This window comes from Streptomyces pimonensis, from assembly GCF_041380215.1.
Lineage (GTDB): Bacteria > Actinomycetota > Actinomycetes > Streptomycetales > Streptomycetaceae > Streptomyces > Streptomyces pimonensis.
Map to the genome: position 1 here is coordinate 125,452 of NZ_JAHWZY010000007.1, position 24,383 is coordinate 149,834.

Annotated in this window: 22 protein-coding genes; 5 read left to right on the forward strand and 17 right to left on the reverse strand. The window is 72.1% G+C overall.

The annotated features are described in order from the left end of the window. Positions 1–48 precede the first annotated feature (48 nt). The 4 genes from KYY02_RS09610 to KYY02_RS09625 form a co-directional block, all read right to left on the reverse strand. On the reverse strand, positions 49–456 hold the full coding sequence (locus KYY02_RS09610; RefSeq protein ID WP_371237261.1) for a GtrA family protein: 408 nt from the start codon (positions 454–456) through the stop codon (positions 49–51). Further along, complete coding sequence (locus tag KYY02_RS09615; RefSeq protein WP_371237262.1) at positions 456–1,433, reverse strand: glycosyltransferase family 2 protein; 978 nt, start codon at positions 1,431–1,433, stop codon at positions 456–458. The genes KYY02_RS09610 and KYY02_RS09615 overlap by 1 nt, the downstream gene beginning before the upstream one ends. A gap of 17 nt (positions 1,434–1,450) precedes the next feature. Beyond that, positions 1,451–4,162 carry a YfhO family protein gene (locus KYY02_RS09620; protein ID WP_371237263.1) on the reverse strand — a complete coding sequence of 904 codons (2,712 nt, stop codon included), beginning with the start codon at positions 4,160–4,162 and terminating at the stop codon, positions 1,451–1,453. A 324-nt stretch (positions 4,163–4,486) separates the two neighbouring features. Next, positions 4,487–6,976, reverse strand: a complete 2,490-nt coding sequence (locus KYY02_RS09625; RefSeq protein WP_371237265.1) for an alpha-L-arabinofuranosidase family protein — start codon at positions 6,974–6,976, stop codon at positions 4,487–4,489. A 152-nt stretch (positions 6,977–7,128) separates the two neighbouring features. Here KYY02_RS09625 and KYY02_RS09630 point away from each other — a divergent pair, with 152 nt between their 5' ends. Next, a complete protein-coding gene (locus KYY02_RS09630) occupies positions 7,129–7,569 on the forward strand; it encodes a DUF6314 family protein (RefSeq protein WP_371237419.1) in 441 nt (146 codons plus the stop codon). Here the strand turns inward: KYY02_RS09630 and KYY02_RS09635 are convergent. From KYY02_RS09635 to KYY02_RS09645, 3 genes are all read right to left on the reverse strand, one after another. Further along, positions 7,551–8,147: a histidine phosphatase family protein gene (locus tag KYY02_RS09635; RefSeq protein ID WP_371237267.1), complete on the reverse strand. Its 597-nt coding sequence runs from the start codon at positions 8,145–8,147 to the stop codon at positions 7,551–7,553. The genes KYY02_RS09630 and KYY02_RS09635 overlap by 19 nt on opposite strands. Before the next feature lie 120 nt (positions 8,148–8,267). Beyond that, positions 8,268–8,705 (reverse strand): GNAT family N-acetyltransferase, encoded by a 438-nt coding sequence (locus KYY02_RS09640; protein WP_371237268.1) that lies wholly within the window; start codon positions 8,703–8,705, stop codon positions 8,268–8,270. 40 nt (positions 8,706–8,745) lie between these two features. Further along, complete coding sequence (locus tag KYY02_RS09645; protein ID WP_371237269.1) at positions 8,746–10,191, reverse strand: aminotransferase-like domain-containing protein; 1,446 nt, start codon at positions 10,189–10,191, stop codon at positions 8,746–8,748. On the opposite strand from KYY02_RS09645, the gene KYY02_RS09650 reads away from it, so the two are divergent. Next, positions 10,190–11,107: a DMT family transporter gene (locus KYY02_RS09650; protein ID WP_371237271.1), complete on the forward strand. Its 918-nt coding sequence runs from the start codon at positions 10,190–10,192 to the stop codon at positions 11,105–11,107. The two genes, KYY02_RS09645 and KYY02_RS09650, sit on opposite strands and share 2 nt — an antisense overlap. 11 nt (positions 11,108–11,118) lie before the next feature. Beyond that, positions 11,119–11,316, forward strand: coding sequence for a DUF1918 domain-containing protein (locus KYY02_RS09655; RefSeq protein WP_371237272.1), 198 nt, complete (start codon positions 11,119–11,121; stop codon positions 11,314–11,316). A 1-nt stretch (position 11,317) separates the two neighbouring features. Here the strand turns inward: KYY02_RS09655 and KYY02_RS09660 are convergent, their stop codons facing one another. After that, positions 11,318–12,553, reverse strand: coding sequence for a glycoside hydrolase family 10-like protein (locus KYY02_RS09660; protein WP_442538145.1), 1,236 nt, complete (start codon positions 12,551–12,553; stop codon positions 11,318–11,320). A gap of 167 nt (positions 12,554–12,720) precedes the next feature. Here KYY02_RS09660 and KYY02_RS09665 point away from each other — a divergent pair, with 167 nt between their 5' ends. Then, on the forward strand, positions 12,721–13,581 hold the full coding sequence (locus KYY02_RS09665; protein WP_371237274.1) for a 3-hydroxybutyryl-CoA dehydrogenase: 861 nt from the start codon (positions 12,721–12,723) through the stop codon (positions 13,579–13,581). A gap of 109 nt (positions 13,582–13,690) precedes the next feature. Here KYY02_RS09665 and KYY02_RS09670 read toward each other — a convergent pair whose 3' ends face one another. The 9 genes from KYY02_RS09670 to infC form a co-directional block, all read right to left on the reverse strand. After that, entirely contained in the window at positions 13,691–14,029 is a 339-nt protein-coding gene (locus KYY02_RS09670; protein ID WP_371237276.1) for a hypothetical protein, read from the reverse strand. 551 nt (positions 14,030–14,580) lie between these two features. Further along, positions 14,581–15,684, reverse strand: a complete 1,104-nt coding sequence (locus KYY02_RS09675) for a PP2C family protein-serine/threonine phosphatase (RefSeq protein ID WP_371237278.1) — start codon at positions 15,682–15,684, stop codon at positions 14,581–14,583. Positions 15,685–16,097: 413 nt separating this feature from the next. Continuing rightward, positions 16,098–18,611 carry a phenylalanine--tRNA ligase subunit beta gene (gene pheT, locus KYY02_RS09680; protein WP_371237280.1) on the reverse strand — a complete coding sequence of 838 codons (2,514 nt, stop codon included), beginning with the start codon at positions 18,609–18,611 and terminating at the stop codon, positions 16,098–16,100. Next, positions 18,611–19,732, reverse strand: coding sequence for a phenylalanine--tRNA ligase subunit alpha (gene pheS / locus KYY02_RS09685; protein ID WP_371237282.1), 1,122 nt, complete (start codon positions 19,730–19,732; stop codon positions 18,611–18,613). Before pheS ends, pheT begins: the two co-directional genes overlap by 1 nt. Before the next feature lie 147 nt (positions 19,733–19,879). Further along, positions 19,880–21,016 carry a sensor histidine kinase gene (locus KYY02_RS09690; RefSeq protein WP_371237284.1) on the reverse strand — a complete coding sequence of 379 codons (1,137 nt, stop codon included), beginning with the start codon at positions 21,014–21,016 and terminating at the stop codon, positions 19,880–19,882. A gap of 92 nt (positions 21,017–21,108) precedes the next feature. Then, positions 21,109–21,969, reverse strand: a complete 861-nt coding sequence (locus tag KYY02_RS09695; RefSeq protein WP_371237286.1) for a TrmH family RNA methyltransferase — start codon at positions 21,967–21,969, stop codon at positions 21,109–21,111. A gap of 202 nt (positions 21,970–22,171) precedes the next feature. Continuing rightward, on the reverse strand, positions 22,172–22,555 hold the full coding sequence (gene rplT / locus KYY02_RS09700; RefSeq protein ID WP_371237287.1) for a 50S ribosomal protein L20: 384 nt from the start codon (positions 22,553–22,555) through the stop codon (positions 22,172–22,174). 95 nt (positions 22,556–22,650) lie between these two features. Then, a complete protein-coding gene (gene rpmI, locus KYY02_RS09705) occupies positions 22,651–22,845 on the reverse strand; it encodes a 50S ribosomal protein L35 (RefSeq protein WP_003977225.1) in 195 nt (64 codons plus the stop codon). Positions 22,846–22,956: 111 nt separating this feature from the next. Continuing rightward, positions 22,957–23,607, reverse strand: coding sequence for a translation initiation factor IF-3 (infC, locus tag KYY02_RS09710; protein ID WP_371237422.1), 651 nt, complete (start codon positions 23,605–23,607; stop codon positions 22,957–22,959). A 395-nt stretch (positions 23,608–24,002) separates the two neighbouring features. Between infC and KYY02_RS09715 the strand changes: the two genes are divergently transcribed. After that, positions 24,003–24,380: a DUF1844 domain-containing protein gene (locus KYY02_RS09715; protein ID WP_371237288.1), complete on the forward strand. Its 378-nt coding sequence runs from the start codon at positions 24,003–24,005 to the stop codon at positions 24,378–24,380. Positions 24,381–24,383 lie beyond the last annotated feature (3 nt).

Consider the following 24,383-nt stretch of genomic DNA (forward strand, 5'->3'; position numbering starts at 1 on the left):
CCTCCTCTAGATGGCATGACTATACGTTTCTCCGCACGTTTATGCAATCTATGCGGACTCCGCCCTCGTCGGCGTGGTCCCCGCCGTCGGAAGCATGATCCACCGGGAGACCACGAAGGTCACCGGGATCGCGGCCAGCGAGGCGAGCAGCGGGGCGAAGCGGCTGCCGACGTGCAGCAGGTCGACGAGCGCATAGACGCCCACGGTCGTGACCAGGAAATTCGCGGCGTTGGTCAGCGGGAAAATCAGGAACTTCCGCCAGGTGGGCCGCGTCCGGTAGGTGAACTTGGCGTTGAGGAAAAAGGATCCGGTCATGCTGAGCAGGGTCGCGAGGATATGGGCGACGAGATAAGGGAAACGGGTCAGGAGCAACAGGTAGGGGACGTAATAGGTGGCCGTGTTCACGACGCCGATCACGGCGAAGACGATGATCTGCCTCCGCGTCTGCCTGCGCATCAGGGAACGAGGTCCTTCGTCGTGCCGCACGGTGCGTGATCGTCGGCAGGTTCCGCGTTGGACGCCTGCACCAGGAAGTGCGGGCGCCGCTTGACCTCGTAGTAGATCCGGCCGGTGTACTCCCCGATCACCCCGAGCATGATCATCTGCACTCCGGCGAGGGCGGTGACGACGGTGATGATCGTGACGTAACCGGGGGTCTGCACCCCGTTGACGAGCGCGGCGCCCACGATCCACGCGGTGTAGAGCCCGGCGCACAGCAACAGGCCCATACCCAGGTGGAGGGCGGCGCGCAGGGGCCTGTCGTTGAAGGAGAGCAGGCCGTCGAGGCCGTAGTTGAGCAGCCGGCGCAGCGTCCAGGAGCTGCTGCCGTGCTCGCGTACGGCGTTCTCGTACTCGAAGGTGGTGCTGGGGAATCCGACCCAGGCGAACAGGCCCTTGGAGAAGCGGTTGTACTCGGTGAGGTCCAGGACCGCGTCCGTCACGCGCCGGGACAACAGCCGGAAGTCGCCGACGCCGTCCACGAGTTCGACGTCGACGAGACGGTTGACGAGCCGGTAGTACAGGCGGGCGGTGAGGGTGCGGGTGACCCGGTCGCCGCTCCTGGTGCGCCGGGCGATGACCTGGTCGTAGCCCTGCGCGTGCAGGTCGACCATGCGGGTGATCAGTTCCGGCGGGTGCTGGAGGTCGGCGTCCATGACGATCACGGAGTCCCCCTTGGCGTGGCGCAGGCCGGCGAGCAGGGCGGCCTCCTTGCCGAAGTTGCGGCTGAAGGAGACGTACCGCACGCGCGGATCACGGTCGGCCAGTTGCCTCAGGACGGCGAGGGTGCGGTCGCGGCTGCCGTCGTCGACGTACACGAACTCCATGTCGTGGCCGAGCGGCAGGAGTTCGTCGGCGACCTTCTGGACCTCGTCGTGAAACCGTTCGAGGACGTCTTCCTCGTTGTAGCAGGGTGCGACGATCGATATGAGCATGGTTCTCCCCCTGGACGTCAGGTGGCGCGGGTCAGGCGCTCGTGCGGTGGTGTGGTCGTCGGCGGTGCCGTGGTGCGCCGCCGGCGGACGGCGGTGAGGGTGCCGAGCAGGATCAGCGCCAGGAGCGAGGCGCCCCCGACGGCCCCGCCCAGCCGCAGACCGGGCGGGTGGAAGGTGCAGGTGACACTGGTCGCGGAACCGTCGAGGGGTACGGCGATCAGGCCGTAGTACTCCTTGGCGGGTACGGCGGGGGCGTCGCCCGCGGCACAGCGCCACCCGGCGATCCGGGGAGCCGCGAGCACCGCGGTCCCGGTGCTGCCGGCGGGCAGTACGGCCCGCACGGTGCCGTCGGAGACGCTCACCTCCGTGGCGCCGGTGGAGCGGAGCCGGCCGACGGCGGTGCGCAGCCGGGCACCGTCCAGGCAGCCGACCGCACCGTCCGGGACGACACCGGTGCGGTTCGGAAGCAGTTCGATCCGCAGGCGCCCGGAGGCCGGGACGGTGCCGAGCGGCTCCATGGCTGCGATCTTGGTGCCGGGGTCGGACCGGAACCGTCCGGGCGGGCCGTCGGCCCCGGTCAGCCGGGCGGTGCCCGAGAAGTGCGGCACCCACAGGTGCACCTCGCTGCCGGCCGGGCACCGGGCGGTGATCGTCGGCCTGCCCGCGGCGGTCCCGGCGGACGGGACGCCGATCTTCAGGCCCGGCCGCACACCGGTGCTGCGCTGCGGCTGCTTCCCGGAAGCGGTGCGCACGGTGAGGCGGGGCACGGTGTAGACGGGGGTGCCCAGCAGCAGTTCCTGGTTGCGGTACGGCGACGGCCCGAACGCGGAGACGTCCGTGCGCCCGTGAGCGGGGCCGTCGGACGGCCGGACCGTGACCAGGGGCGGCACGACCCGCCTGGACACGCTCACCCCTCTGCCGTCCTGCGGGAACCAGTTCTGGTGCGGGTCCGGCGGAGAGTGCACGCGCGCGCCGACGGAGAAGATCACGTCCGTGACGGCGTTGTCCAGGCTCTGGAGGTTGCGGCCCCGGGAGGTGTAGCCGCCACCGAGGGCGACGAGGGTGCGGCTGAGGACGTCGGAGGTCAGGCTGCTGTAGTACTGGGCGCCCTGGCCGCCGACCAGCAGCGGGTCGTTGGCGACGGTCTGCTCACGGCCGGGGTCGGTGCGGTAGCGGGGCCAGCCGTCGGCGGCGGCGATCACCTCCGCCTGCGCCCGCTGCCGGGCTCCCCAGGGCGCGTAGTCGTCGAGCCGGTCCAGCCGCATGTGCTCGGCCGCGGCGGCGGTGGCGGTGGTCTCACCGAGCTGCCCGCCGAGGAGCAGCGCCACGGCGAGACCCGCCGGCACCGCACGCCACCGGCCGTCGCCGGGCGGCTCGCCCGCGGCGAGGGCCTTGCGGCCCGCGGCCACGTGGCTGAGCAGGGCCAGCCCGCCCAGCGCGCCCACGGCGGCGAGCAGCAGCACCGGCCAGGTGGAGGAGCGCACCAGATCGCTCCGGCTCGCGACGGCGACGACCAGCACGAGCAGCGTGCCCGCGGCGCCCAGCGTTCGTCCGCCGGGCGGGCCGTAGGAGAGCGTGTGCCATGCGGCGATCACGATCAGCGCGCACAGCACGAAGGTCTGGCGGTACGGGCTGCCCTGCGGCGTGGCGAAGGCGTGCCACAGCAGGTGGGTGGGGCCCCACTGCAACGACAGCGCCACCGCGAGCACGAGCAGCGTCCACCCGGTGCGCACCCGTCGGGGAGCGGCTCGGTGGAAGGGCAGGGCGAGGGCGAGCACCAGCGCCGTGAGGCCCGTGTAGACGGCCGGTGTGCCGAAGCTGTACGTCGCCGGCAGCAGGCGGGCCAGCAGGTCCTCCGTCGGGACCGGCGCGAACTGCCGGACCCGGCCCGGGTAGGCGTGCTCGGTGCCGAAGTAGATCACCGTGATCAGCGGTGCGGCCAGGCCGACTCCGAGGGCGACGGTGACGGCCGCCCGGCCGGCCGCTGCGAGCCGCCGCCGACGCGGCAGGCCGGAGAGCCACAGCCGGAGCAGCAGGACCAGACCAGCGGCGAGGGTGGCCATGTAGGCGGTGTAGAAGTTGGCGATCCAGGCGAGCGCGACGACGAGCACCCCGAGCAGTCGCCGCTGTCCGGTCAGCGTCCATTCGCCGACCAGGCACAGCAGCGGCAGAGCGAGCAGCCCGTCGAGCCACATCGGGTTGTACGAGGCGTCCGCCACGGTCCAGCCGCACAGGGCGTACGCCGCGCCCAGCAGACCCGCCGCCCACCAGCGGCCCGGGCGCAGCCGCAGCAGCAGCCAGGCCATCGCGGCGCCGGCGCAGGCCACCTTCAGCAGGGTGACCACGTACACGGCGAGGTCGATCCCGTCGCGCGGGAAGAGCGCCACGAGCAGGGCGAAGGGGCTGCTGAGGTAGGTGCCGAGATCGGGCAGGAAGCTCGCGCCCAACCCGGACTGCCAGTTGACGAGGGGACCGCCGTCGGCCCGGCCGTGCAGCAGGTCCCACAGATGGGCGTGGAACGGCACGTACTGGTTGCCCAGGTCGTTGACGTTCCGGGTGTGCGGGCCGAAGGGGTAGCTGCGGGTGACGGCGCCGGCGGCGCAGAGCACCGTGACGGTGACGGCGGCCGCGAGCAGGGCGGCACGGGCCTTCGGTTCCGGAGCGGGAACCGGTGTCACGAACCTGCCCCTGCCCGCGGAGACGGCTGGAGGCAGGGTCGAGCTTTCCATTTTCAGCAGGCTCCCGAGGAAATTCGGGGCACTGGCGCCCCGTCCGTCTGTTCGCTGCCTTAGACGTACCGCGATTCCGGTTGGTTGTGTCGTACCGAAAAATGAGGAAGTGAACCCCGAATGGCCCGGCGGGTCTTTTCACGGCGAGGCGTCGCGCAATTCGGAATAAGGAATATCGAGTAGGTGGCCGGAAGGTTAACGGTCTTCGCGGGTGGGCGCGGGGACCTGCGCGCTCGGCCCGGGACGGCCCGCACACGGCGAACGGCGGGTGACGAACGGCGCGGGCCGCTGTCCCTCGGACAGCGGCCCGCTCGGCTCTTGCCCCTACCTCTGCCTGATCCGCAGGAAGGTGACGGAGTTCGCCGGGAAGGTGTACGTGAACTTGTCGGACACGCCCCGGAGGGTGGAGGTCACCGGGGCGACCGGGGTGTCCGTCTCCGTGTTGACCGCGTCCGCGTCGGCGGCCAGGGTGGTCACACGGGCCCTGGAGGAGACCCGCGCGCCGCCGAGGTCGATCGCCGTGCGGGCCTCGGACGGCTGGGCGTTGACGACCTTGACGATCAGGTCGCCGGTGCGGGCGTCCTCGGTGACCACCTGGCGGAACGGCTCGGCCGGCTTGTCGTCGGTGAAGCCGCCCCACTCCTGACCGTCGAGGTAGAGGGTCACCTGGCGGCCCCGTACCTTGATGTCGATGTCGTAGGAGCGGCCCGTCTCGATCGATCCGGCCCTGGAGATCAGCGTCGACTTGCCGCCGTCCGAGGCCTGCTCGACGGCGGACCGGGTGTTGTTCCAGCCGCCGAGGTTCCACCAGTAGTAGTTGCCGGTGTCCTTGACGCCGAAGGCGACGAGGAAGCCCTCCTTGCCGGCCTTCTTGGTGGCCCTCACGTGCAGGTCGTAGTCCTTCCAGGCCGGGTCACCGGCCGTGACCAGGGTGTTCTCGGCAGCTTCGTCGGTCTGCAGGTACTGGCCGTCCTGGACGCTCCAGCTGCCGCCACCACTGTGGGTCCACTTCGAGGCGTCACCGGAGAAGTCGTCGCTCAGCAGGGACGTACCGTCGGCGGAGGTCACCCGCACGTCGTCGTACGCCGCGCTCGTCGCCCACGTCGACAGGCCGACGGCTCCCGTGATGGGGCCGCTGACGTCCGGCGTGGTGCTCGCCTCCGACGGGACCACACGGTCGCCGACGTTGGTCATGAACAGCTTCTGCACCTCATAGCCGGCCGAGCCCCAGGAGGCGCGGTTGTTGAACCAGATCATGTCCGGACGCCACTGGACGTAGTCCTCGTTGGCGAGCAGCGGCGCGTACGAAGCCAGTTCGACGATGTCGGCGTTGCGCTCCAGTCCGGTCATGAACGCGGCTTCGGCGAGGCCGTTCTTCCAGGCGTTGTCCTGGGAGGCGTACTCGCCGAGGAAGACCTTGGGACCGTTCCTGTCGTAGGAGTCGTAGCGGTCGTTGTTCTGCAGGAACCACTGCGGGCTGTTGTAGTAGTGCTCGTCGACCATGTCGACGTCGCCCTCGCGGTTGAGCTGCCAGGCGGTGTCGAAGGTCGTACCGGAGTCGTCGGGGCCCGAGTTGGAGATGACGGTGATGTCCGGGTACTTCGCCTCGACGGCCGCCCGGAACTGCTGGAAGCGGGCGAAGAACTCGCGCGGCAGGTTCTCCTCGTTGCCGACCCCGATGTGGGTGAGGCCGAAGGGCTCGGGGTGGCCCATCCCGGCGCGGACCCTGCCCCAGGTGGAGGTGGCCGGACCGTTGGCGAACTCGATCAGGTCCAGGGTGTCCTGGATGTGCCGCTTCAGCAGTGCGGGATCCTCGGTGGCCCTGTTCTGGCCGCAGCCGGTGACCAGCGCGGGGACGACGGGCAGCGGCATCGCGCCGACGTCCTCGGCGAAGCGGAAGTACTCGTAGTAACCGAGGCCGTAACTCTGGTTGTAGCCCCAGAAGTTGGCGTTGGTGGCGCGCTCCTCGACCGGGCCGACGGTGTCCTTCCACTGGTAGGAACGCCTGCGCTGCCAGCCGGAGGCCTCGCTGTAGTCCTCCATGGAGCCGGTGTTGACCAGGCAGCCGCCGGGGAAGCGGACGAAGCCCGGCTCCAGGGCGGCGATCCTCTCGGCGAGGTCCTTGCGCAGGCCGTTGGGCTGGTTCTTGTAGGTGTCGCGCGGGAACAGCGACACCATGTCGAGGGCCGCGGTGCCGGAGGAGGCGACGGTGAGGCGGCCGCGGTTGCTGGTGCGGGACGCGGTGAACGTGGCCGTGTACTTGGCCCAGTCGCCCTTGACGGCCACCCTGCGGGCCTTCGCGAGCTCACCGACGGCGTCCTTCAGCGTGACGGTGAGGGTGCCGGCGCTCCGGGTGCGGGCCCACACGGAGAAGTCGTACCGCTCCCCCTCCTCCACGCGGATGCCGGTGTTGTAGCCGGAGTTCGTAACCGACGAACCGGCACCCAGGGCGAGGTAGTTGCGGTTGCGCTCGTTGAGCCGGCCGTCGTCGTTCACCACCTCGGCCGTACCGCCCACCGTCCAGGAGGTCAGGGGCGCGTAGGAGGCGTTGTCGGCGGTGGAGTACTCGAAGGACCGGTTCTGTACGAGCTCGGCGTACAGACCGCCGTCGGCGGCCCGGTTGATGTCCTCGAAGAAGACGCCGTACATCGTGTCGGCGATCTCCGCACCCTCGCCCTGCGGGTCGACGGTGATCGTGTAGTCCGGGGCGTCCCCGGCGTGCGCGGGGACCGGGACGAGGGTGGTGGCCGTCAGGAGCGCGGTGGCGGTGAGACCGAGTCTGAGGCGGGTGCGGCTGCGTGCGGTGCGTGACATGGATACCCAGCGGCTCTCTCTAGGAGTGGGACGGCTCTAGGAGTGTTCGACATATCGACCATTGGTCAGCACTTCGAACGGCAAGATAGGGAGGAGACAGGAGCACGTCAATGGTTCGCGCAACGACGGACACCACACGGGAACGAGGCGGGATGGGCGAGTTCTGGCCGGTGCCCGACGCGCTGGGCTACCTGAGCGGCCGCTGGTGGGCGAAGCGGACCGTGCGGGACCTGGCGAGCGGCGAGGAGGGGCGCTTCGAGGGGGTGGTCCTTTTCGGCCCGCTGGAGGGCGGCGGTCTGCTGCAGCACGAGTCCGGCGACTTCACCTGGCGGGGCGTCACCCGGCCCGCCGAGCGGACCCTGCGCTTCCTGCCCGGGCCGGGCGGCACGGCGGACGTACGGTTCGCGGACGGGCGACCCTTCCACGACCTGGACCTGACCACGGGACGGTACGTCGCCGACCACCCCTGCTCGGCCGACCTCTACCGGGGCGAGTTCACCGTCCGGGACGCGGACCACTGGCGAACGGTCTGGCGGGTGCGCGGTCCCGCGAAGGACCTGGAACTCACCACCGGCTACGCGCGCGCGGCCTGAGCGGACGCCCCCTCGATGCGCAGGCTCAGCGGCCCGCCCGCCCGGCCGGCGACGCCGATCGCCGACAGCGAGCGGACGTCGATGTTCCAGTACGTGGCGGGCGGGGCCCTGGGCACGTACACCAGGGCCGCGCGGATCACCGACGGCCCGGCGACGGCGACGACCCCGCAGCCGTCCTCGACCCGCCGGGTGTCGAGCCGACCGCCGACCCGGCCGATGAAGGCCGGCAGCGGCTCCCCGCCGTACGGGGTGGACCGCGGGCCGGCGAGCCAGGCGTCCACGGCCCCTGGTTCCCGGGCCATCGCCTCCCCCGGGGGCAGCCCGCGCCAGCGGTCCATGTCGCAGTCACGCAGGGCGGGTTGTACCAGCGGCGCGTAGCCGGGACCCTCCCCGGTGGCGCGGCTGCGCGGGGCCGGGGAGCAGGAGCGCAGATCGGCCGCGGCGAGCGGCAGCAGCTCGTGCGCGACCCGTTGCACCTCGCTCCAGCCGGCCCGGTCCAGCGGCCGGTCGCCCTCGAAGCGTTCGGCGAGCACCGAGGAGCTTCCCGCGGCGGCGACGAACGTGGCCCGAAGCGCCATGCGGCGATCGTGAGCCGCCGCGGTGCACGGGTCAAGGGGGGACGCCGAGGCGTCACTCACGGTGCGTCCGCTCCTGCCGGCCGGCCGGAACGTGCCGGACGCGGGCTCCGGAACGCGCCGTCATCCTTCGACGAGCGCCATCCAGTGGTCGGGCCGCTCCAGCGGCCGGAACCCGAGCCCGGCGTAGACGCCGTGCGCGTCGTGCGTGGCCAGCACGATCCGCTTCAGCCCGCAGGGCCGCAGCTCCTCCCGCACGGTCGCGACCAGCGCCGTGCCGACGCCCTTGCCGCGCACCGACGGGTCCACGTACACGTCGCACAGCCAGGCGAAGGTCGCCCGGTCGGTGATGACCCGGGCGTACGCCATCTGCTCCCCCGAGAGCGTGTCGTAGACGCCGAAGTTGAGCGACCCCTCGATCGCCCGGTCCTGCTTCTCTCGGGAGCGGCCCAGCGCCCAGTAGGCGTCGGTGGACAGCCACCGGTGCACGCGTTCGGCGTCGATCCGGGCGGGGTCGGTGGAGGTCTCGTAGCCCTCGGGCAGGCGCGGGGTGTCGGTCATGGCCGGATGCTCGCAGGTCGGGCGGGGCGGCGTCGAACCGTTATCCCCCGGCCCCCAGCACCTCGTCGCAGGCCGCGCGCAGGCGCCGCACCCCCTCGGTGATCTCCCCGGCGCCGGCCACCGCCGCGAAGCTCAGGCGGAGGTGGCCGGCCGGGGGTTCGGCGCTGAAGTAGGGGCGACCGGGAGTGACGGCGACGCCCGCGCGCAGGGCGGCGGCGGTCAGGGCGGACTCCGCCGCGCCGGCGGGCAACCGCGGCCACAGGTGGTAGCCGCCGGACGGGACGTGCGGCAGGACGAGTTCGGGCAGGTGCAGGCGGAGCGCGGCGGTCATCGTGTCCCTGCGGGCCCGCAGCGCGGCCGAGATCGCGCGCAGATGGCGCGGCCAGGCGGGCGAGCCGACGAGTTCCAGCGTGGCTTCCTGGAGGGGCCGGGGCACGAAGAAGGTGTCGACGATCTGGATGGCCCGCAGCCGCTCGAGGACCGGGCCGTGCGCGGCGAGCGCGCCCACCCGGAAGCTGGGCGAGGTCGCCTTGGTCAGCGAGCAGACGTGGACCACCACGCCGTCGGGGTCGTCGGCGGCGAGCGGACGCGGCAGCGGGCCCGCGTCCTCGTGCACCAGCCGCCGTACGAAGTCGTCCTCGACCACGAAGGCCCCGGCCTCGCGGGCGATGCGCAGCACCTCGCCGCGCCGGTCGGGGGCGAGCACGGCGCCGGTGGGGTTCTGGAACAGCGGCTGGCAGACGAGGACCCGGGCGCCGGTCGCCCGGAACGCGTCCGCGAGCAGCGCGGGCCGTACGCCGTCCGCGTCCACCGGGACGGGCACCGGGCGCAGTCCCGCCGCGCGGGCGATGGCCAGCATGCCCGGATAGGTGGGCGACTCGACGAGGACGGGGGCGCCCGGCGGGGCGAGCGCGCGCAGGGCGGTGGTCAGCGCGGACTGCCCGCCCGAGGCCACCAGCACGCCCGCCGCCGTCACCGGACCGCCGATGCTGCGCGCGAACCACTCCCGCAGCTCCGGCAGCCCTTCCACGGGCGGTCGTCCCCAGGCGCCCGGCCGGCGCCCGGCCCGGGACAGCGCCGCCGCCATGGCCCGCTCCGGTTGCAGGGAGGGGTGCAGATAGCCGCCGTTGAACTCGATCACGCCGGGCGGGGGCGCGGCCAGCGAGACCAGCACGCCGGAGGCGTCCACCGAGCGCGGTACGAGGTCGGCGGCGCCGTCGGCGCTGAGGGCGACCTCCTGCCAGGAGGTGTCCCCGGCGGGCGCGGCCGTCGCCCGGGGCCGGGCGCGGAAGGCGCCGGCACCCGGCCGGGTGACCACCAGGCCCTCGGCGGCGAGCCGCGCCAGCGCCCGGGAGACGGTCACCGGACTCACCCGGAACCGCTCCACCAGAGCCCGACTGGAAGGGAGCTTTCCGCCGGGAGAGTAGCGGTCCAGCTCCCTCCGCAGCTGTTCCACCAGTTCACCGACGCTGCTACGCTCATGCATGAGAGCACAGAGTAGCGCTACCGCCGCGCCTCCGATAGCAGTCACCGCCCCCCGCGACCGCCGCGGCTTCGGCACCCTCCAGGCCGCCCTCGGCGTGGTCGCCTTCTCCCTCACCTTCCCGGCCACCGCCTGGGGTCTCGAAGGCTTCGGGCCCTGGTCCCTGGTGGCCGTGCGCAGTGTGCTCGCGGCGCTGATCGCCGGCGGCTGTCTGCTCGCGCTGCGGGTGCCGCCGCCGGCCCGGAAGCACTGGTCCGGGCTCGCCGTGGTCGGCGCCGGTGTGGTGCTCGGCTTCCCGATGCTGACCACCCTCGCGCTGCAGACCTCGACCACCGCGCACGCGGCCGTCGTGGTGGGCCTGCTCCCGCTGACCACGGCGCTGCTGTCCGCCCTGCGGGTCGGCTCCCGGCCCTCGCGCACCTTCTGGGCGGCGGCCCTCGCGGGAGCGGCGGCGGTGCTGGCGTTCACCGTGCAGCAGAGCGGCGGTGCGCTGGCCACGGCCGACCTGTACCTCTTCGGGGCGCTCCTGGTGTGCGCGGCCGGCTACACCGAGGGCGGCAGGCTGGCCCGGGTGATGCCGGGCTGGCAGGTGATCGGCTGGGCGCTGGTCCTCTGCCTGCCGCTCACCCTGCCCGTCGCCGCGGTCGCGCTGACCGCCGAGCCCGTCCGGCTGACCGCGCACAGCGTGACCGGCCTGCTGTGGGTGGCGGCGGGTTCGCAGTTCCTCGGGCTGATCGTCTGGTACCGGGGCATGGCGGCCATCGGCATCCCCAAGGCCAGCCAGTTGCAGTTGGCCCAGCCGCTGCTCACACTGGTGTGGTCGGTGCTGCTGCTGAACGAGCACCTGACGGCGGCCGCCCCGCTGACGGCCGCGGCCGTGCTCGTGTGCATCGCCGTCACCCAGCGGGCACGCGGTTGAGAGGAGGCCCGATGCGCGCAACCGAGGGCGACCAGCTTGTCCAGCACGGCAGGGTGGTCGGCCAGCACGACAAGGTCGGCGAGATCGTCGAAGTGCTCGGCCCGAAGGGCGATCCGCCCTACCGGGTCCGCTTCGAGGACGGACATGAAGGCGTGTGCTCGCCCGGCCCCGACACCGAGATCCGGCACAGGGCGACACGACAGCACTAGGTCAGCGCGGGGGCTCGGCCGGCTGCCGGTAGTGGTCGGCGACCACCCGCGCCATCGCCCCGACTGGGTCCGCCGTCACCTCGCGGGCGGCGAAGAAGACATGCCCGCGCACCTCCGGGTGCTCGGCGGCCGACGTGAGGTGGCGGGACAGCTCGGCCGGGTCCCGCCAGGCCGCGGGCTGGGCCGGATCGCCCGCCTTGTAGAGGGCCTCCCCCGCGTACAGCAGGGTCCCGGAGCCCCTGACGGCCTCGGCCCACCAGGAGAGCAGCTTCGCGTAGTCGGCGGCGGCGAAGCCGATGTTCCAGTACAGCTGCGGGCAGATGTAGTCGATCCAGTTCTCCCGGGCCCACCGGCGGGTGTCGGCGTGCAGGTCGTCGTACGTCTGCACGCCCGCGCGGGTGTCGGAGCCCCGCTCGTCCACGTCTGCGTTGCGCCACACGCCGAAGGGGCTGATGCCGAAGCGGGTGCCGGGCCGGATCTCCTTGATCCCGGCGGCCGTCTCGCGCACCAGCAGGTCGACGTTGTCCCGCCGCCAGGCCGCCCGGTCGGGGAAGCCGCCGCCGTGGGTGTCGTAGGCGAGGTCGTCGTCGAAGGTCTGGCCGGCCACCGGGTACGGGTAGAAGTAGTCGTCGAAGTGGACCGCGTCGACGGGGTAGCGGCGCACCGCGTCGAGCACCGCCTCCCGTACCAGGGCGCGGACCTCGGGCAGCCCCGGGTTGTAGTAGAGCTTCCCGCCGTACGGGACGGTCCAGCCGGGGTTGCGGCGGGCGGGGTGGGAGGCGGCGAGCCGGCCGGGATCGGTGTGCAGGGCCACGCGGTACGGGTTGAACCAGGCGTGCAGCTCCAGACCGCGGGCGTGGGCCTCCGCGACGGCCGTGCCGAGCGGGTCCCAGCCCGGAGGGGTGCCCTGGGTGCCGGTGAGGTACTGCGACCACGGCTCGTACGGCGAGGGCCACAGCGCGTCGGCGGTGGGCCGCACCTGGAAGATCACCGTGTTGAGGCGGTGGCGGACGGCCGCGTCGAGGTGGGCGAGCAGTTCGGCGCGCTGCCGCGCGACGCTCAGCCCCGGCCGGGAGGGCCAGTCCCGGTTGGTGACGGTGGCCACCCACACACCCCGCGTCTCGCCGGTCGTCGCGGCCGGCACCGCGCGCCGCCGCGGCGCGGCGGACGCCCGCGGCACCATCGCCGGCGCGGCCAGCGCCGCCGTCGCGAACATCCTGCGTGACACCCGCCCCATGACGCCCCCCTGAACACCGGCGGACCGCCCGGCCGGGCACGGTCCTGCGCCCAGGATGCCCCACCCCTGCGATCGATCATCAATACTTCGGAGTAACGTGCACGGACGGAGCAGGACCCGGGACCCGGCGACCTGCCACAGCCGTAAGCAGTAGCGAAGGGAACGATGTGACCGACATCGAACGCGTCGGAGTGGTGGGCTGCGGTCAGATGGGTGCGGGGATCGCCGAGGTGTGCGCCCGGGCCGGACTGGACGTCAGGGTCGCCGAGACCACCGGCGAGGCCCTGGAGATCGGCCGTACCCGGCTGTTCAACTCCCTGTCGAAGGCGGCCGAGCGCGGCAAGATCTCCGAGGAGGAGCTGACGGCCACACAGGACCGGCTGAGCTTCACCACGGACCTCGGCGAGTTCGCCGACCGTGATCTGGTGATCGAGGCCGTGGTCGAGAACGAGCAGGTCAAGACCGAGATCTTCCAGGTCCTCGACCAGGTGGTGACCCGGCCGGACGCGATCCTGGCCTCCAACACCTCCTCCATCCCGCTGGTGAAGCTGGCGGTCGCCACCTCGCGGCCCGACCACGTCATCGGCATCCACTTCTTCAACCCGGCCCCGGTGCAGAAGCTGGTCGAGCTGATCCCGGCGCTCACCACCTCCGAGGGCACGCTGAGCCGCGCCCAGGCCTTCACCGAGAAACTGCTGGGCAAGCACGCGATCCGCGCCCAGGACCGCTCCGGTTTCGTGGTGAACGCGCTGCTGATCCCGTACCTGCTCTCCGCGATCCGGATGTTCGAGTCGGGCATCGCCAGCCGCGAGGACATCGACAACGGCATGGAGATGGGCTGCGCCCACCCGATGGGTCCGCTGAAGCTGTCCGACCTGATCGGCCTGGACACGGTGGCCTCGGTGGCGTACTCGATGTACGAGGAGTACAAGGAGCCGCTGTACGCCGCTCCCCCGCTGCTCCAGCGGATGGTCGACGCGGGCCGGCTGGGCCGCAAGACGGGCTCGGGGTTCTACACCTACGGATGACACCGCGGCCGTGGGCCCGACCCGGTGGTTCCGGGTCGGGCCCACAGTCGTTCCCGCCGGGTCGACGGCTGTGCGGAACCGCGTCGTTCCCTGGACTGCCTCTGTCCCCCTACGATGCTCCTTCGTCACCTTCGTCCGACTTCTCGACCTCCTTCGTGAAGGAGACGATCAGACGCTTCATGGCGTCGGCGTCCCTGTGGTCGGAACCGTAGGCCTGCATTCCGGTGTAGAGCTCCTGCCCGCACTTCTCGTCGACGCAATCCTCCGTCTTGCCGAACGCCTGCCAGTCGGAGTACACGTCGGCGTCGAGGGTGGCGATGCTGCTCATCTGCCGCTGGATGCAGGCCTCGTCACCGTTATGGATCCTCTTGGTGACCTGCATGTGGTTGGAGATGTGCGCGCAGGCGTCGAGGACGCTGTTCAGCTGTGTGGACCAGCGGTTCGACACGTGCTGGAGTCCGGAGCCGAGCGCGAATCCCTGCGAGGTCAGGTCGCTCGCCGCCTCGTCGACGCTCGTGTTGTCCAGGCGTGCCTGGTCCCGGAGCCGGTCGTAGAGCGCGTACGCGTGGCTGCCGATCCTGGAGAGGTCCTGCTGGTCGACGTTGAGGTCGCCCGCCTTGTCGGGCGTCGTCGGGGCCGAGCCCGGGCCGGAGTCGCCCGGGGTACTGGTTGAGCTGCGTCCGTGTCGTGCCGCCCTGCCGGCGTTCCAGCGCTTCGGCCTTCAGTCGGTCCCACTCGTCCCACGCCACCGACCCGCTCCTCCATCTCCGAAGACCGCCGTCGGCAGGCCACTGATCGGCCCCGGCGTCGCCGGCGTAGTCACTCGTCCTGGAGGTCGGGGCCTCGATCGAAGTCCTCTCCGAGGTCTCCACAGGACGCGACCCGGGGGCCGGCGAGCCGGTGGCGCGTCCTGCGGCCCGTTTCCACGTCGTCCGCCCTGCTGCCTGCCTGCCGCCTGCCCGACACTCCGTGGCAGGACGGGCGGCGTGGCGCCGCCGGTCACGCCGGGGACTGGAGGGGGCTCGGCGGATGCGTGGTGGCCGGTCGCTCGGGCGCGCGCCCCCCTGCGGGGGTGCTTCCCACATGCCGCTCGTTCCTGAGGATCAGCAGCGCCACGTCGTCCTTCGGCGGGCCGACGGTGTGCCGCAGCAGCGCCGCGAGGACCGTGTGCAGCACGGACCGGGCGGTGAGCGGGTGCTCGCGCGCGGCCTCGGCGAGGACGTCCCGCAGGGGGAGGAACCGTCCCTCGGCGTCCCGCGCCTCCTCGACTCCGTCCGTGTGCAGGACGAGTGCGTCGCCGGGCAGCAGGGGTCCGCAGACGACGGCGGGGAGTTCGGACGGCAGCGGGAACGGGCCGAGCGGCGGGAGCGGATCGGTGCGGGCGAGCGGTTCGGCCCGTGCTCCGGTCAGCAGGTGCGGCCAGGGGTGGCCGCAGTTCAGGGCCCGCACGCCCCCGTCCGGGAGGATCTCCAGCAGCAGGACGGTGACGAACTCCTCGTCGGGCGGGCCGTCCTGGGCGGGGACCGCCGGGTCGTGCCCGCCGCGGGCCCGCTCCCGCAGGTGCCGGGCCATCGCCCGCTCCAGCCGGCGCAGCACACCGGCGAGTTCCGCCTCGTCGTGGGCGGCCTCGCGGAAGCTGCCGAGGACGGCGGCGACGGTCCGTACGGCTCCGAGTCCGTGCCCGCGGACGTCACCGATGACGACCCGTACGCCGTGCTCGGTGGCGACCACCTCGTACAGGTCGCCGCCGATCCGGGCTCCCGGGTCGGCGGAGAGGTGGACCGCGGCGGCGGCCAGGCCGTCGACCCACGGGGGCGGTGGCCGCAGCAGCGTGCTCTGCGCGGCCTCCGCGACCTGGCGGGCCCGCCGCAGTTCGCGCAGCAGGCGGTGCCGGACGTGCATCACCAGGCCGGTGATGATCACGCACATCACGGCGCTGCTGACGAGGCGCGCACCGAGAGCGTCGTCGTGGGCGAGCGGGCAGGTCAGCCGGTAGGCGACCGCGGTGGCGCCCAAGGCCGTGGGCACCGCGAGGGTGGGCACGCGTGAGGACAGGAACCGGGACAGCACCCTGCGGGGAGCCCCGGGCTTGAAACGGATCATGCCGATGGCCCCCCAATAGGCCCGGACAGCGCAGACCGGCCTCGAGAGGCCGGTCCGATTCTGTCGGCCGCATGACCTGATCCGGACGCATCACCTCGAATAGTCACCCGAACGAGTGAGGTGACCGGCGGGATGAGGGATGTGGGGGTGCGAGGAGCGCGTGTCGTGCCCCTCGCACCCTGGAAGGAGGCGGTCACCGGCCCCGTGGGCCGGCTCCGGTGCGCGGTCACCCGCGCGGGCGGCTGTGGAGCATGGGTTCCCGCCCCTGCGGGCTTCGCCCTCGCCGCCCCTTCCGTCCCCGCGGGCTTCGCCCCCGGACCCCCTTCGGCCCTGAACGGACCTCGTCCTCGAACGCCGGACGGGCTGGTGGTACCGGACCGGACCGGAAAGCGGCGGACGGAGCCCAGTGGGCGCTAGCTCCTCAGGACCGCTCCGGTGCGGTCGCCCGCGAGGGTGACCGCCGATTCGCGGGCCGCCGAGGCCTCGTCGACGGTCAGCGTGCGGTCACTCGCGCGGAAGCGCAGCGCGTACGCCAGGGACTTGCGGCCCTCGCCCAGCTGCTCGGCGTTCTCGTACACATCGAACAGACGGATGGATTCCAGCAGTTCACCGGCGCCCTCGCGCAGCGCCGCCTCGACGTCCGAGGCGGGCACGAACGCGTCGACGACCAGCGCGACGTCCTGCGTGGCGACCGGGAAGGTGGAGATGCCCGGCGCCTGCGGTGTGTCGTCGCCGGCCTGCTCCAGGGCGTCCAGGTCCAGCTCCATCGCGCAGCTGCGCGCGGGCAGGCCCAGGGTCTTCAGGACGCGCGGGTGCAGCTCACCGGCGTGGCCGATGACGCGCTCGGCGCCGTCGACGACGACGGTCAGCTCGGCGCAGCGGCCCGGGTGCCACGGCCCGTACTGGCCCTTGCGGACGCCCAGTTCGGCGCCGGCCTCGCGGGCGACGGTCCGGGCGGCCTCGACCGCGTCGGCCCAGTCGGCCGGGCGGCCCCTGCCCCACCAGCCGGCCTGCTCGCGGGCCCCGGTCAGCACGACGGCGACGTGCCGCGGCTGGTGGGGCAGCGCGGCGTCCAGCGCGGCGATGTCGTCCTCGCTGGGGCGCCGGTCCACGGACAGGTTCGCGGCGACCCGCTGCTCCTCGCGCGGATGGAAGACCAGGCCGGTCTCGAACAGCGCGAGGTCGTGCGAGCCCCGGCCGTCGTTGCGGCGCAGTGCGCCGAGCAGGCCCGGCAGCAGCGAGGTGCGCAGCGCGGGCTCCTCGTCGCTGAGCGGGTTCACCAGCTTGACGACACGGCGGGCCGGGTCGTCGGCCTCCAGACCGAGCTGGTCGAAGACCTGCTCGCTGACGAACGGGTAGTTCAGCGCCTCGACGTAGCCGGCCCCGGCCAGGGCCCGGCCGACACGGCGGTGCAGACGCTGGCGGGCGGTGAGACCGCGGCCCGCCGGGGGCTTCGGCAGCGTGGAGGGCAGGTTCTCGTAGCCCTCCAGGCGGATGACCTCTTCGGCCAGGTCGTTGGGGTCGGTGAGGTCGGGCCGCCAGGACGGGACGGTGACGATGAGCTCGTCCTGCCCGTACACGTCGCAGCCGACCTCCTGGAGGCGGCGTACGACGGTCTCGCGGCCGTACGTCACGCCCGCGACCCGGTCCGGGTGGTCGGCGGGGACGGCGATGGTGTGCGGCGCGCTCGGGGCGACGACCTCGGTGACGCCGGCCTCGGCGGTGCCGCCCGCGAGCAGCACCAGCAGGTCGACGGTGCGCTGCGCGGCAGCGGCGGCGGCCTGCGGGTCGACGCCGCGCTCGAAGCGGCGGGACGCCTCGGAGGACAGCTTGTGGCGGCGGGCGGTGCGCGCGATGGAGACCTGGTCGAAGTGGGCGGCCTCGATGACCACGTCACTCGTCGCGTTCTCGGTGTCGCTGTGATCGGCGATCTCCGTGTTGGCGCCGCCCATGACGCCGGCCAGCCCGATGGGGCCGCGGTCGTCGGTGATGACCAGGTCCTCGGCGTGCAGCTTCCGCTCGACGCCGTCGAGGGTGACGATCCTCTCGCCCTCCTCGGCCCGGCGCACCCCGATGGTGCCCTGGACCAGCTTCCGGTCGTACGCGTGCAGCGGCTGGCCGAGCTCCATCATCACGTAGTTGGTGACGTCGACGGCGAGTGAGACCGGGCGCACGCCGACCTTCTGGAGCCGGCGCTTCAGCCAGATCGGGGAGCGTGCCTCGGGGCTGAGGCCGGTCACCGTGCGGGCGGTGAAGCGGTCGCAGCCGGCCGGGTCGGAGACCTTCACCGGGTAGCCGAAGGCGTTCGGCCCCGGCACGTCGAGCAGGGCCGGGTCGCGCAGCGGCAGGCCGTAGGCGATGGCGGTCTCGCGGGCCACGCCGCGGATGGACAGGCAGTCGCCGCGGTTGGCGGTGACGGCGATGTCCAGGACCTCGTCGACCAGTTCGAGGAGCTCGACGGCGTCCTTGCCGACCTCGGTCTCCGGCGGCAGCACGATGATGCCGTGCGTGCCGTCGTCGCCCATGCCCAGCTCGTCGCTGGAGCAGATCATGCCGTGGGACGTCTTGCCGTAGGTCTTGCGCGCGCTGATCGTGAAGCCCCCGGGCAGGGTGGCGCCGGGGAGGACCACGACGACCTTGTCGCCGACGGCGAAGTTGCGGGCGCCGCAGACGATCTCCTGGGGCTCACCCGTGCCGTTGGCCCGGCCCACGTCGACGGTGCAGAAGCGGATCGGCTTCTTGAAGCCCTCCAGCTCCTCGACGGTCAGCACCTGACCGACGACGAGGGGGCCCTTGAGGTCGGCGCCGAGGCGCTCGACTGTCTCGACCTCGAGCCCGGCCGAAATGAGCTTGGCCTGTACGTCACGGCCGGTCTCCGTCGCCGGCAGGTCGACGTACTCCCGCAGCCAAGAAAGCGGGATCCGCATCAGATCTCCATCCCGAACGGCCGGGTGAACCGGACGTCACCCTCGACCATGTCTCGCATGTCCTCGACGTTGTGGCGGAACATCAGCATCCGCTCGATGCCGAACCCGAAGGCGAAGCCGCTGTACTTCCCGGGGTCGACGCCGCAGGCGGTGAGTACCCGCGGGTTGACCATGCCGCAGCCGCCGAGCTCGATCCAGCCCTCGGACGAGCAGGTGCGGCAGGGCCGGTCGGGGTCGCCGACGGACGCGCCCTTGCAGACGTAGCAGAGCATGTCCATCTCGGCGCTCGGCTCGGTGAAGGGGAAGAAGTTCGGCCGCAGCCGGGTCTTCATCTCCGCGCCGAACAGCGACTGGACCATGTGGTCCAGGGTGCCCTTGAGGTCTGCCATGGTCAGGCCCTCGTCCACGGCGAGCAGCTCGACCTGGTGGAAGACGGGGGTGTGCGTGGCGTCCAGTTCGTCGGTGCGGTACACGCGGCCGGGGCAGATCACGTAGACCGGCAGTTCGCGGTCGAGCAGGGAGCGGATCTGCACGGGCGAGGTGTGGGTGCGCAGCACGACGCCGGACTCGGTGCCGCCCTCGGGGCCCTGCACGAAGAAGGTGTCGGCCTCGCCGCGGGCCGGGTGGTCCGGGCCGATGTTGAGGGCGTCGAAGTTGAACCACTCGGCCTCGGCCTGGGGACCCTCGGCGACCTCGTAGCCCATGGCCACGAAGATGTCCTCGATACGCTCCGACAACGTGGTGAGCGGGTGGCGGGCGCCGGCCGGGACGCGGTCGTAGGGCAGCGTGACGTCCACGGCCTCCTCGACCAGGACGCGCGCGTCGCGCTCGGCCTCGAGCTCGGCCTGGCGGGCGGCGAGCCCCTTGTTCACGGCACCGCGCGCCTGGCCGACGCGCTTGCCGGCGTCGGCCTTGGCGTGCGGCGGCAGGGCGCCGATCTCGCGATTGGCCAGCGCCAGCGGGGAGGTGCCGCCGGTGTGGGCGACCTTGGCCTCCTGGAGCGCGTCGAGGGAGTCCGCGGCGGCGAAGGCGGCGAGCGCCTCGTCCCGCATGCGCTCGATCTCTTCCGGTTTCAACGCCTCGACCTCGACAGGGTCGTACGACTTATTGGGTGCCGACATCTCTTCCCGTGCTTCCGATTGGCTGGCTGACGGTCCCCGTACCGACTCGTGGACGGTGCGTCCAGGTTTTTGGGACACAAAGGTGCCAAAGGACGAGTCTAACGGTGCCGGGGCAGGCGAATGCGCCCGTGGGGCGGGGGCCGGATCTCAGGTGAGATACGCGGGCGCCGCCACGGGCAACGTAAATCGGAACTGCGCGCCGCCTCCGGGGGCGCGTCCGACCGTGATGGTGCCGCCGTGGGCTTCGACGATGCCCTTGACGATGTACAGCCCGAGGCCCGTCCCGCCGCGCTTGCTGCCCCGCCAGAAGCGGGTGAAGACGCGGTTCATGGACTCCTCCGGAATGCCGGGCCCCTCGTCGCTCACCGTGACCGACGTGCCGGCGTCCTCCCGTTCGCGGGGGGACGCCGAGGGCGTGATGTCGATCGTGACGGTTCCCTCGCCGTGCCGCACCGCATTTTCCAGCAGGTTGCCGAGCACCTGGTCGATCTTGTCGGGATCGGCCCACAGCTCGGGCAGCGGGCGCTGCACCCTCAGCAGGAAGCGGTCGGCCCGCTGCCCGGCGGCGACGTGGGCCTGGATGTGCCGTCCGACGGCGGCCCCGATGTCGACGGGCTGGCGGCGCACCTCCAGGCGCCCGGAGTCGATGCGGGATATGTCGAGCAGCTCGGCGATGAGCCGGGTGACCCGGTCGGCGTCGGCGTCGACGGTCTCCAGCATCAGCCGTTTCTGGTCGTCGGTGAACCGCTCCCACTTGGCGAGCAGGGTGGCGGTGAAGCCCTTGACGGAGGTGAGCGGGGAGCGCAGTTCGTGGGCGACGGTGGCGATCAGCTCGGCGTGGCTGCGCTCGGTGCGGCGCCGTGCCTCGGTGTCACGCAGGGCGACGACGACGCGGCGGACCGGGCCGGTGGGTTCGGCGCGGAGGTAGCGGGCGGAGACGAGGACTTCCCGGCCGCCGGGGAGCAGCAGGTTGCGTTCGGGCTGGCGGACCCGGATGGCGAGGCCGCCGTAGGGGTCGGTGAGCTGCCACCAGCGGCGGCCCTCCAGGTCCTCCAGGGGCAGGGCGGTCTCCAGCGGCTGCCCGAGGGCCCGTCCGGCGGGCACGGCGGTGATGCGGGCGGCGGCGGCGTTGAAGCAGATCACCCGTCCGTGTTCGTCGGCGACGACGAGCCCGTCGGGCAGCTGGTCGGGATCGATGCCGAGTCCGGCGAGATCACCGGGCCGGGGCGCGGGCGGGCGCGCCGGCCGCTCCGCTCCCGGTGCGCTGCTCGTGCCGACGCTCATCCCCGTACCCCACCTCTCGGAACGTCCTCGGGGCGCCCCGTGCTCGAGCCCTGCCGAGAGCTTGGGGGAGGGTCCCCGAGCTGGTCACCCTACTAGCTCCCGGTGACGGAGCGGCACCCTCCGGCGGCGCGCTGTGCACGCGCCGACGCGTAGAGACATACGGCGGCGGCGGTGGCGAGGTTCAGGCTCTCCGCCTTTCCGTGGATCGGGACGCGGACGACGGCGTCGGTGAGGACGCGGGTCTCCTCGGGCAGGCCCCACGCCTCGTTGCCGAAGACCCAGGCGGTGGGCCCGCCCATGGTGCCCTTGTCGAGCTCGTCGTCGAGGTCCCGGTCCCCGGCGCCGTCGGCGGCGAGCAGCCGCACGCCCGCGTCCCGCAGTCCGGTCACGGCCTGTTCGACGGGGACGCCCACGGCGACGGGCAGGTGGAACAGGGAACCGACGGAGGCGCGTACGGCCTTGGGGTTGTACAGGTCGACGGAGGCGTCGGTGAGGACGACGGCCTCGGCTCCGGCCGCGTCGGCGCACCGCAGCACGGTACCGGCGTTCCCGGGGTCGCGTACGTGGGCGAGGACGGCGACGAGGCGGGGCCGGGCAGCGAGGATCTCCTCGAACGGCGTGTCCAGGAACCGGCAGATCCCGACGAGCCCCTGCGGGGTGACGGTGGTGGAGATGTCGGCGATGACGTCCTCGGAGGCGAGGTGCACCCGGGCCCCGGCGTCCCGGGCCGCCCCGACGATGTCGGCGTACCGCTCGGCGGCCTCGGCGGTGGTGAACAGCTCCACGAGCGTGGCGGTGCTCCCGCCCCGGTGCCCGGCGGCCTCCCGCACGGCCTGCGGCCCCTCGGCGAGGAACAGCCGCTCCTTCCCACGGAAGTTCCGCCGGGCGAGTCGCCGGGCGGCGGCGACACGGGAGGAACGGGGGGAGATCAGCTCAGGGCTGACGGGGGCCATTTTCTTCACCTTCGGAAGCTCTCGACACGCGGCAGTACGGCTACCCGGGGCCGTATCGACCTGCGGCTCCGCCGCGCGGGCGCGGTCGGCCACGACGGACCTGCAGCCGGACGACGGCCGGCGCCCCGGCAACAACAGGACCCGCAAGCCACGAAGCCTGCGGGTCCCGGAAAGTCACGTCGGTCTCAGACCGACGCGGTGTTCACGCCGCCTTGGGCGCGTTCACGTCCGCCGGCAGCGCCTTCTGCGCGACCTCGACGAGCGCGGCGAACGCGGCGGCGTCGTTGACGGCCAGCTCGGCCAGGATCTTGCGGTCGACCTCGACGTTCGCGGCCTTCAGACCCTGGATGAAGCGGTTGTACGTGATGCCGTTGGCGCGGGCAGCGGCGTTGATGCGCTGGATCCACAGCTGACGGAAGTCACCCTTGCGCTTCTTGCGGTCGTTGTAGTTGTAGACCAGCGAGTGAGTGACCTGCTCCTTGGCCTTGCGGTACAGGCGCGAACGCTGACCACGGTAGCCGGAGGCCTGCTCGAGGATCGCCCGGCGCTTCTTGTGGGCGTTGACTGCCCGCTTGACGCGTGCCACTTGTTAACTCCTTGTAGCGGGGCCGTGGTTGTCCTCACACGGCCCGGAAACGATTGGGTCCCGGTGTGGGTGGATCAGGCGCTGGGCGCCCGGTCTCACTTGCCGAGAAGCTTCTTGATCTTCGCGGCGTCGCCCGGGGCCATCTCGGCGTTGCCGGTGAGGCGACGCGTCACGCGGGACGACTTGTGCTCGAGCAGGTGGCGCTTGCCGGCACGCTCACGGAGCACCTTGCCGGAGCCGGTGATCTTGAAGCGCTTGCTGGCACCGCTGTGCGACTTGTTCTTCGGCATAGCGCCGTTCTCTCCTCGTCGGTGGCGCTCCGGTGCCCGGTCATGAGAACCGGGCACGGTGGAGCGTCATACTTGTATCGGTTTGCTTCCTGGGGTTCGCACCCCCGGGAGTCACGCCTCGGCAGGTTCCTCGGCCGGCTGAGCCTCGGCGTCCTCGGCGTCCGCGGCGTTCTGCGACTTGCCGGGGTTGGCCTTCGCCTCCGCCTTGCGGGCTTCCTGCGCCTGACGAGCCTCGGCCATCGCCTCGGTCTTCTTCTTGTGCGGACCGAGAACCATGATCATGTTGCGGCCGTCCTGCTTCGGGTTCGACTCCACGAACCCGAGGTCGGCCACGTCCTCCGCGAGACGCTGCAGCAGCCGGTAGCCGAGTTCCGGCCTGGACTGCTCGCGACCACGGAACATGATCGTGATCTTGACCTTGTCGCCCTGCTTGAGGAACCGGACGACGTGACCCTTCTTGGTGTCATAGTCGTGCGGGTCGATCTTCGGCCGGAGCTTCATCTCCTTGATGACCGTGTGCGCCTGGTTCTTGCGCGCCTCACGGGCCTTCATGGCCGACTCGTACTTGAACTTCCCGTAGTCCATGAGCTTGCACACTGGCGGACGGGCGTTCGCCGCGACCTCGACGAGGTCGAGGTCGTACTCCTGCGCAAGCTCCAGGGCCTTGGCAAGCGGGACAATCCCGACCTGCTCGCCGCTGGGACCGACAAGTCGCACCTCGGGAACGCGAATCCGGTCGTTGATGCGGGGCTCGGCGCTGATGGATCCTCCTCGGTAGCACCACGCGACGGTCTGGCGGACAGTCGCGTAACGTCTGTATTCGTTAGACCTGACCGCGCCGAGGCAAAGAAAACGCCCCGGACGATCACAGGCGGGGCTCCTCGAACTACCGGAGCACCGCCACGGGGACCGCGGGGCGCGTCATCGGGCGGATCGCCGCCTCGGGGACGGGACCGCCTGACCGGTGACCCGCCGCCCTCGGGGCGGCCAGGTGGGAGTTCGAAGCCTCCACTTATGGGCCGAACTCGCGTGCCGTGGGGCATACGGGTCCGACCGGTCGTTACACAAGGTTAGCAGCTCCCGGTGTGGCGCACCAACCGGGCGTCTCCCGCCTCCTGCCGTCAAGAGGGCGTCCCGCTGCGCCTATCGTGTGGGGCATGAGTGACACCTCTCCCTCGGACACCCCCGAGACCCCCGGCAGCCCCGACTTCGACGCCATGGCCCGCGACATCGCCGAGGTCCCGGCCGTCGAGGTGATCGTGACGGTCGCCGTCAATCTGATGAGCGCCGCCGCCGTGAAGCTCGGTCTGACCGAGGAGGGCGACACGTTCAAGGACCTGGACGAGGCCCGCAAGCTGGTGCACGCGCTGGCCGGTCTGCTGGACGCCTCCGCGACGGAGATCAGCTCGTTCCACGCGGCACCGCTGCGCGACGGTCTGAAGTCGCTGCAGCTGGCGTTCCGCGAGGCCTCCCTGGTCCCGGACGAGCCCGGCCAGGGTCCGGGTGAGAAGTACACCGGGCCGCTCTACGGCTAGGAC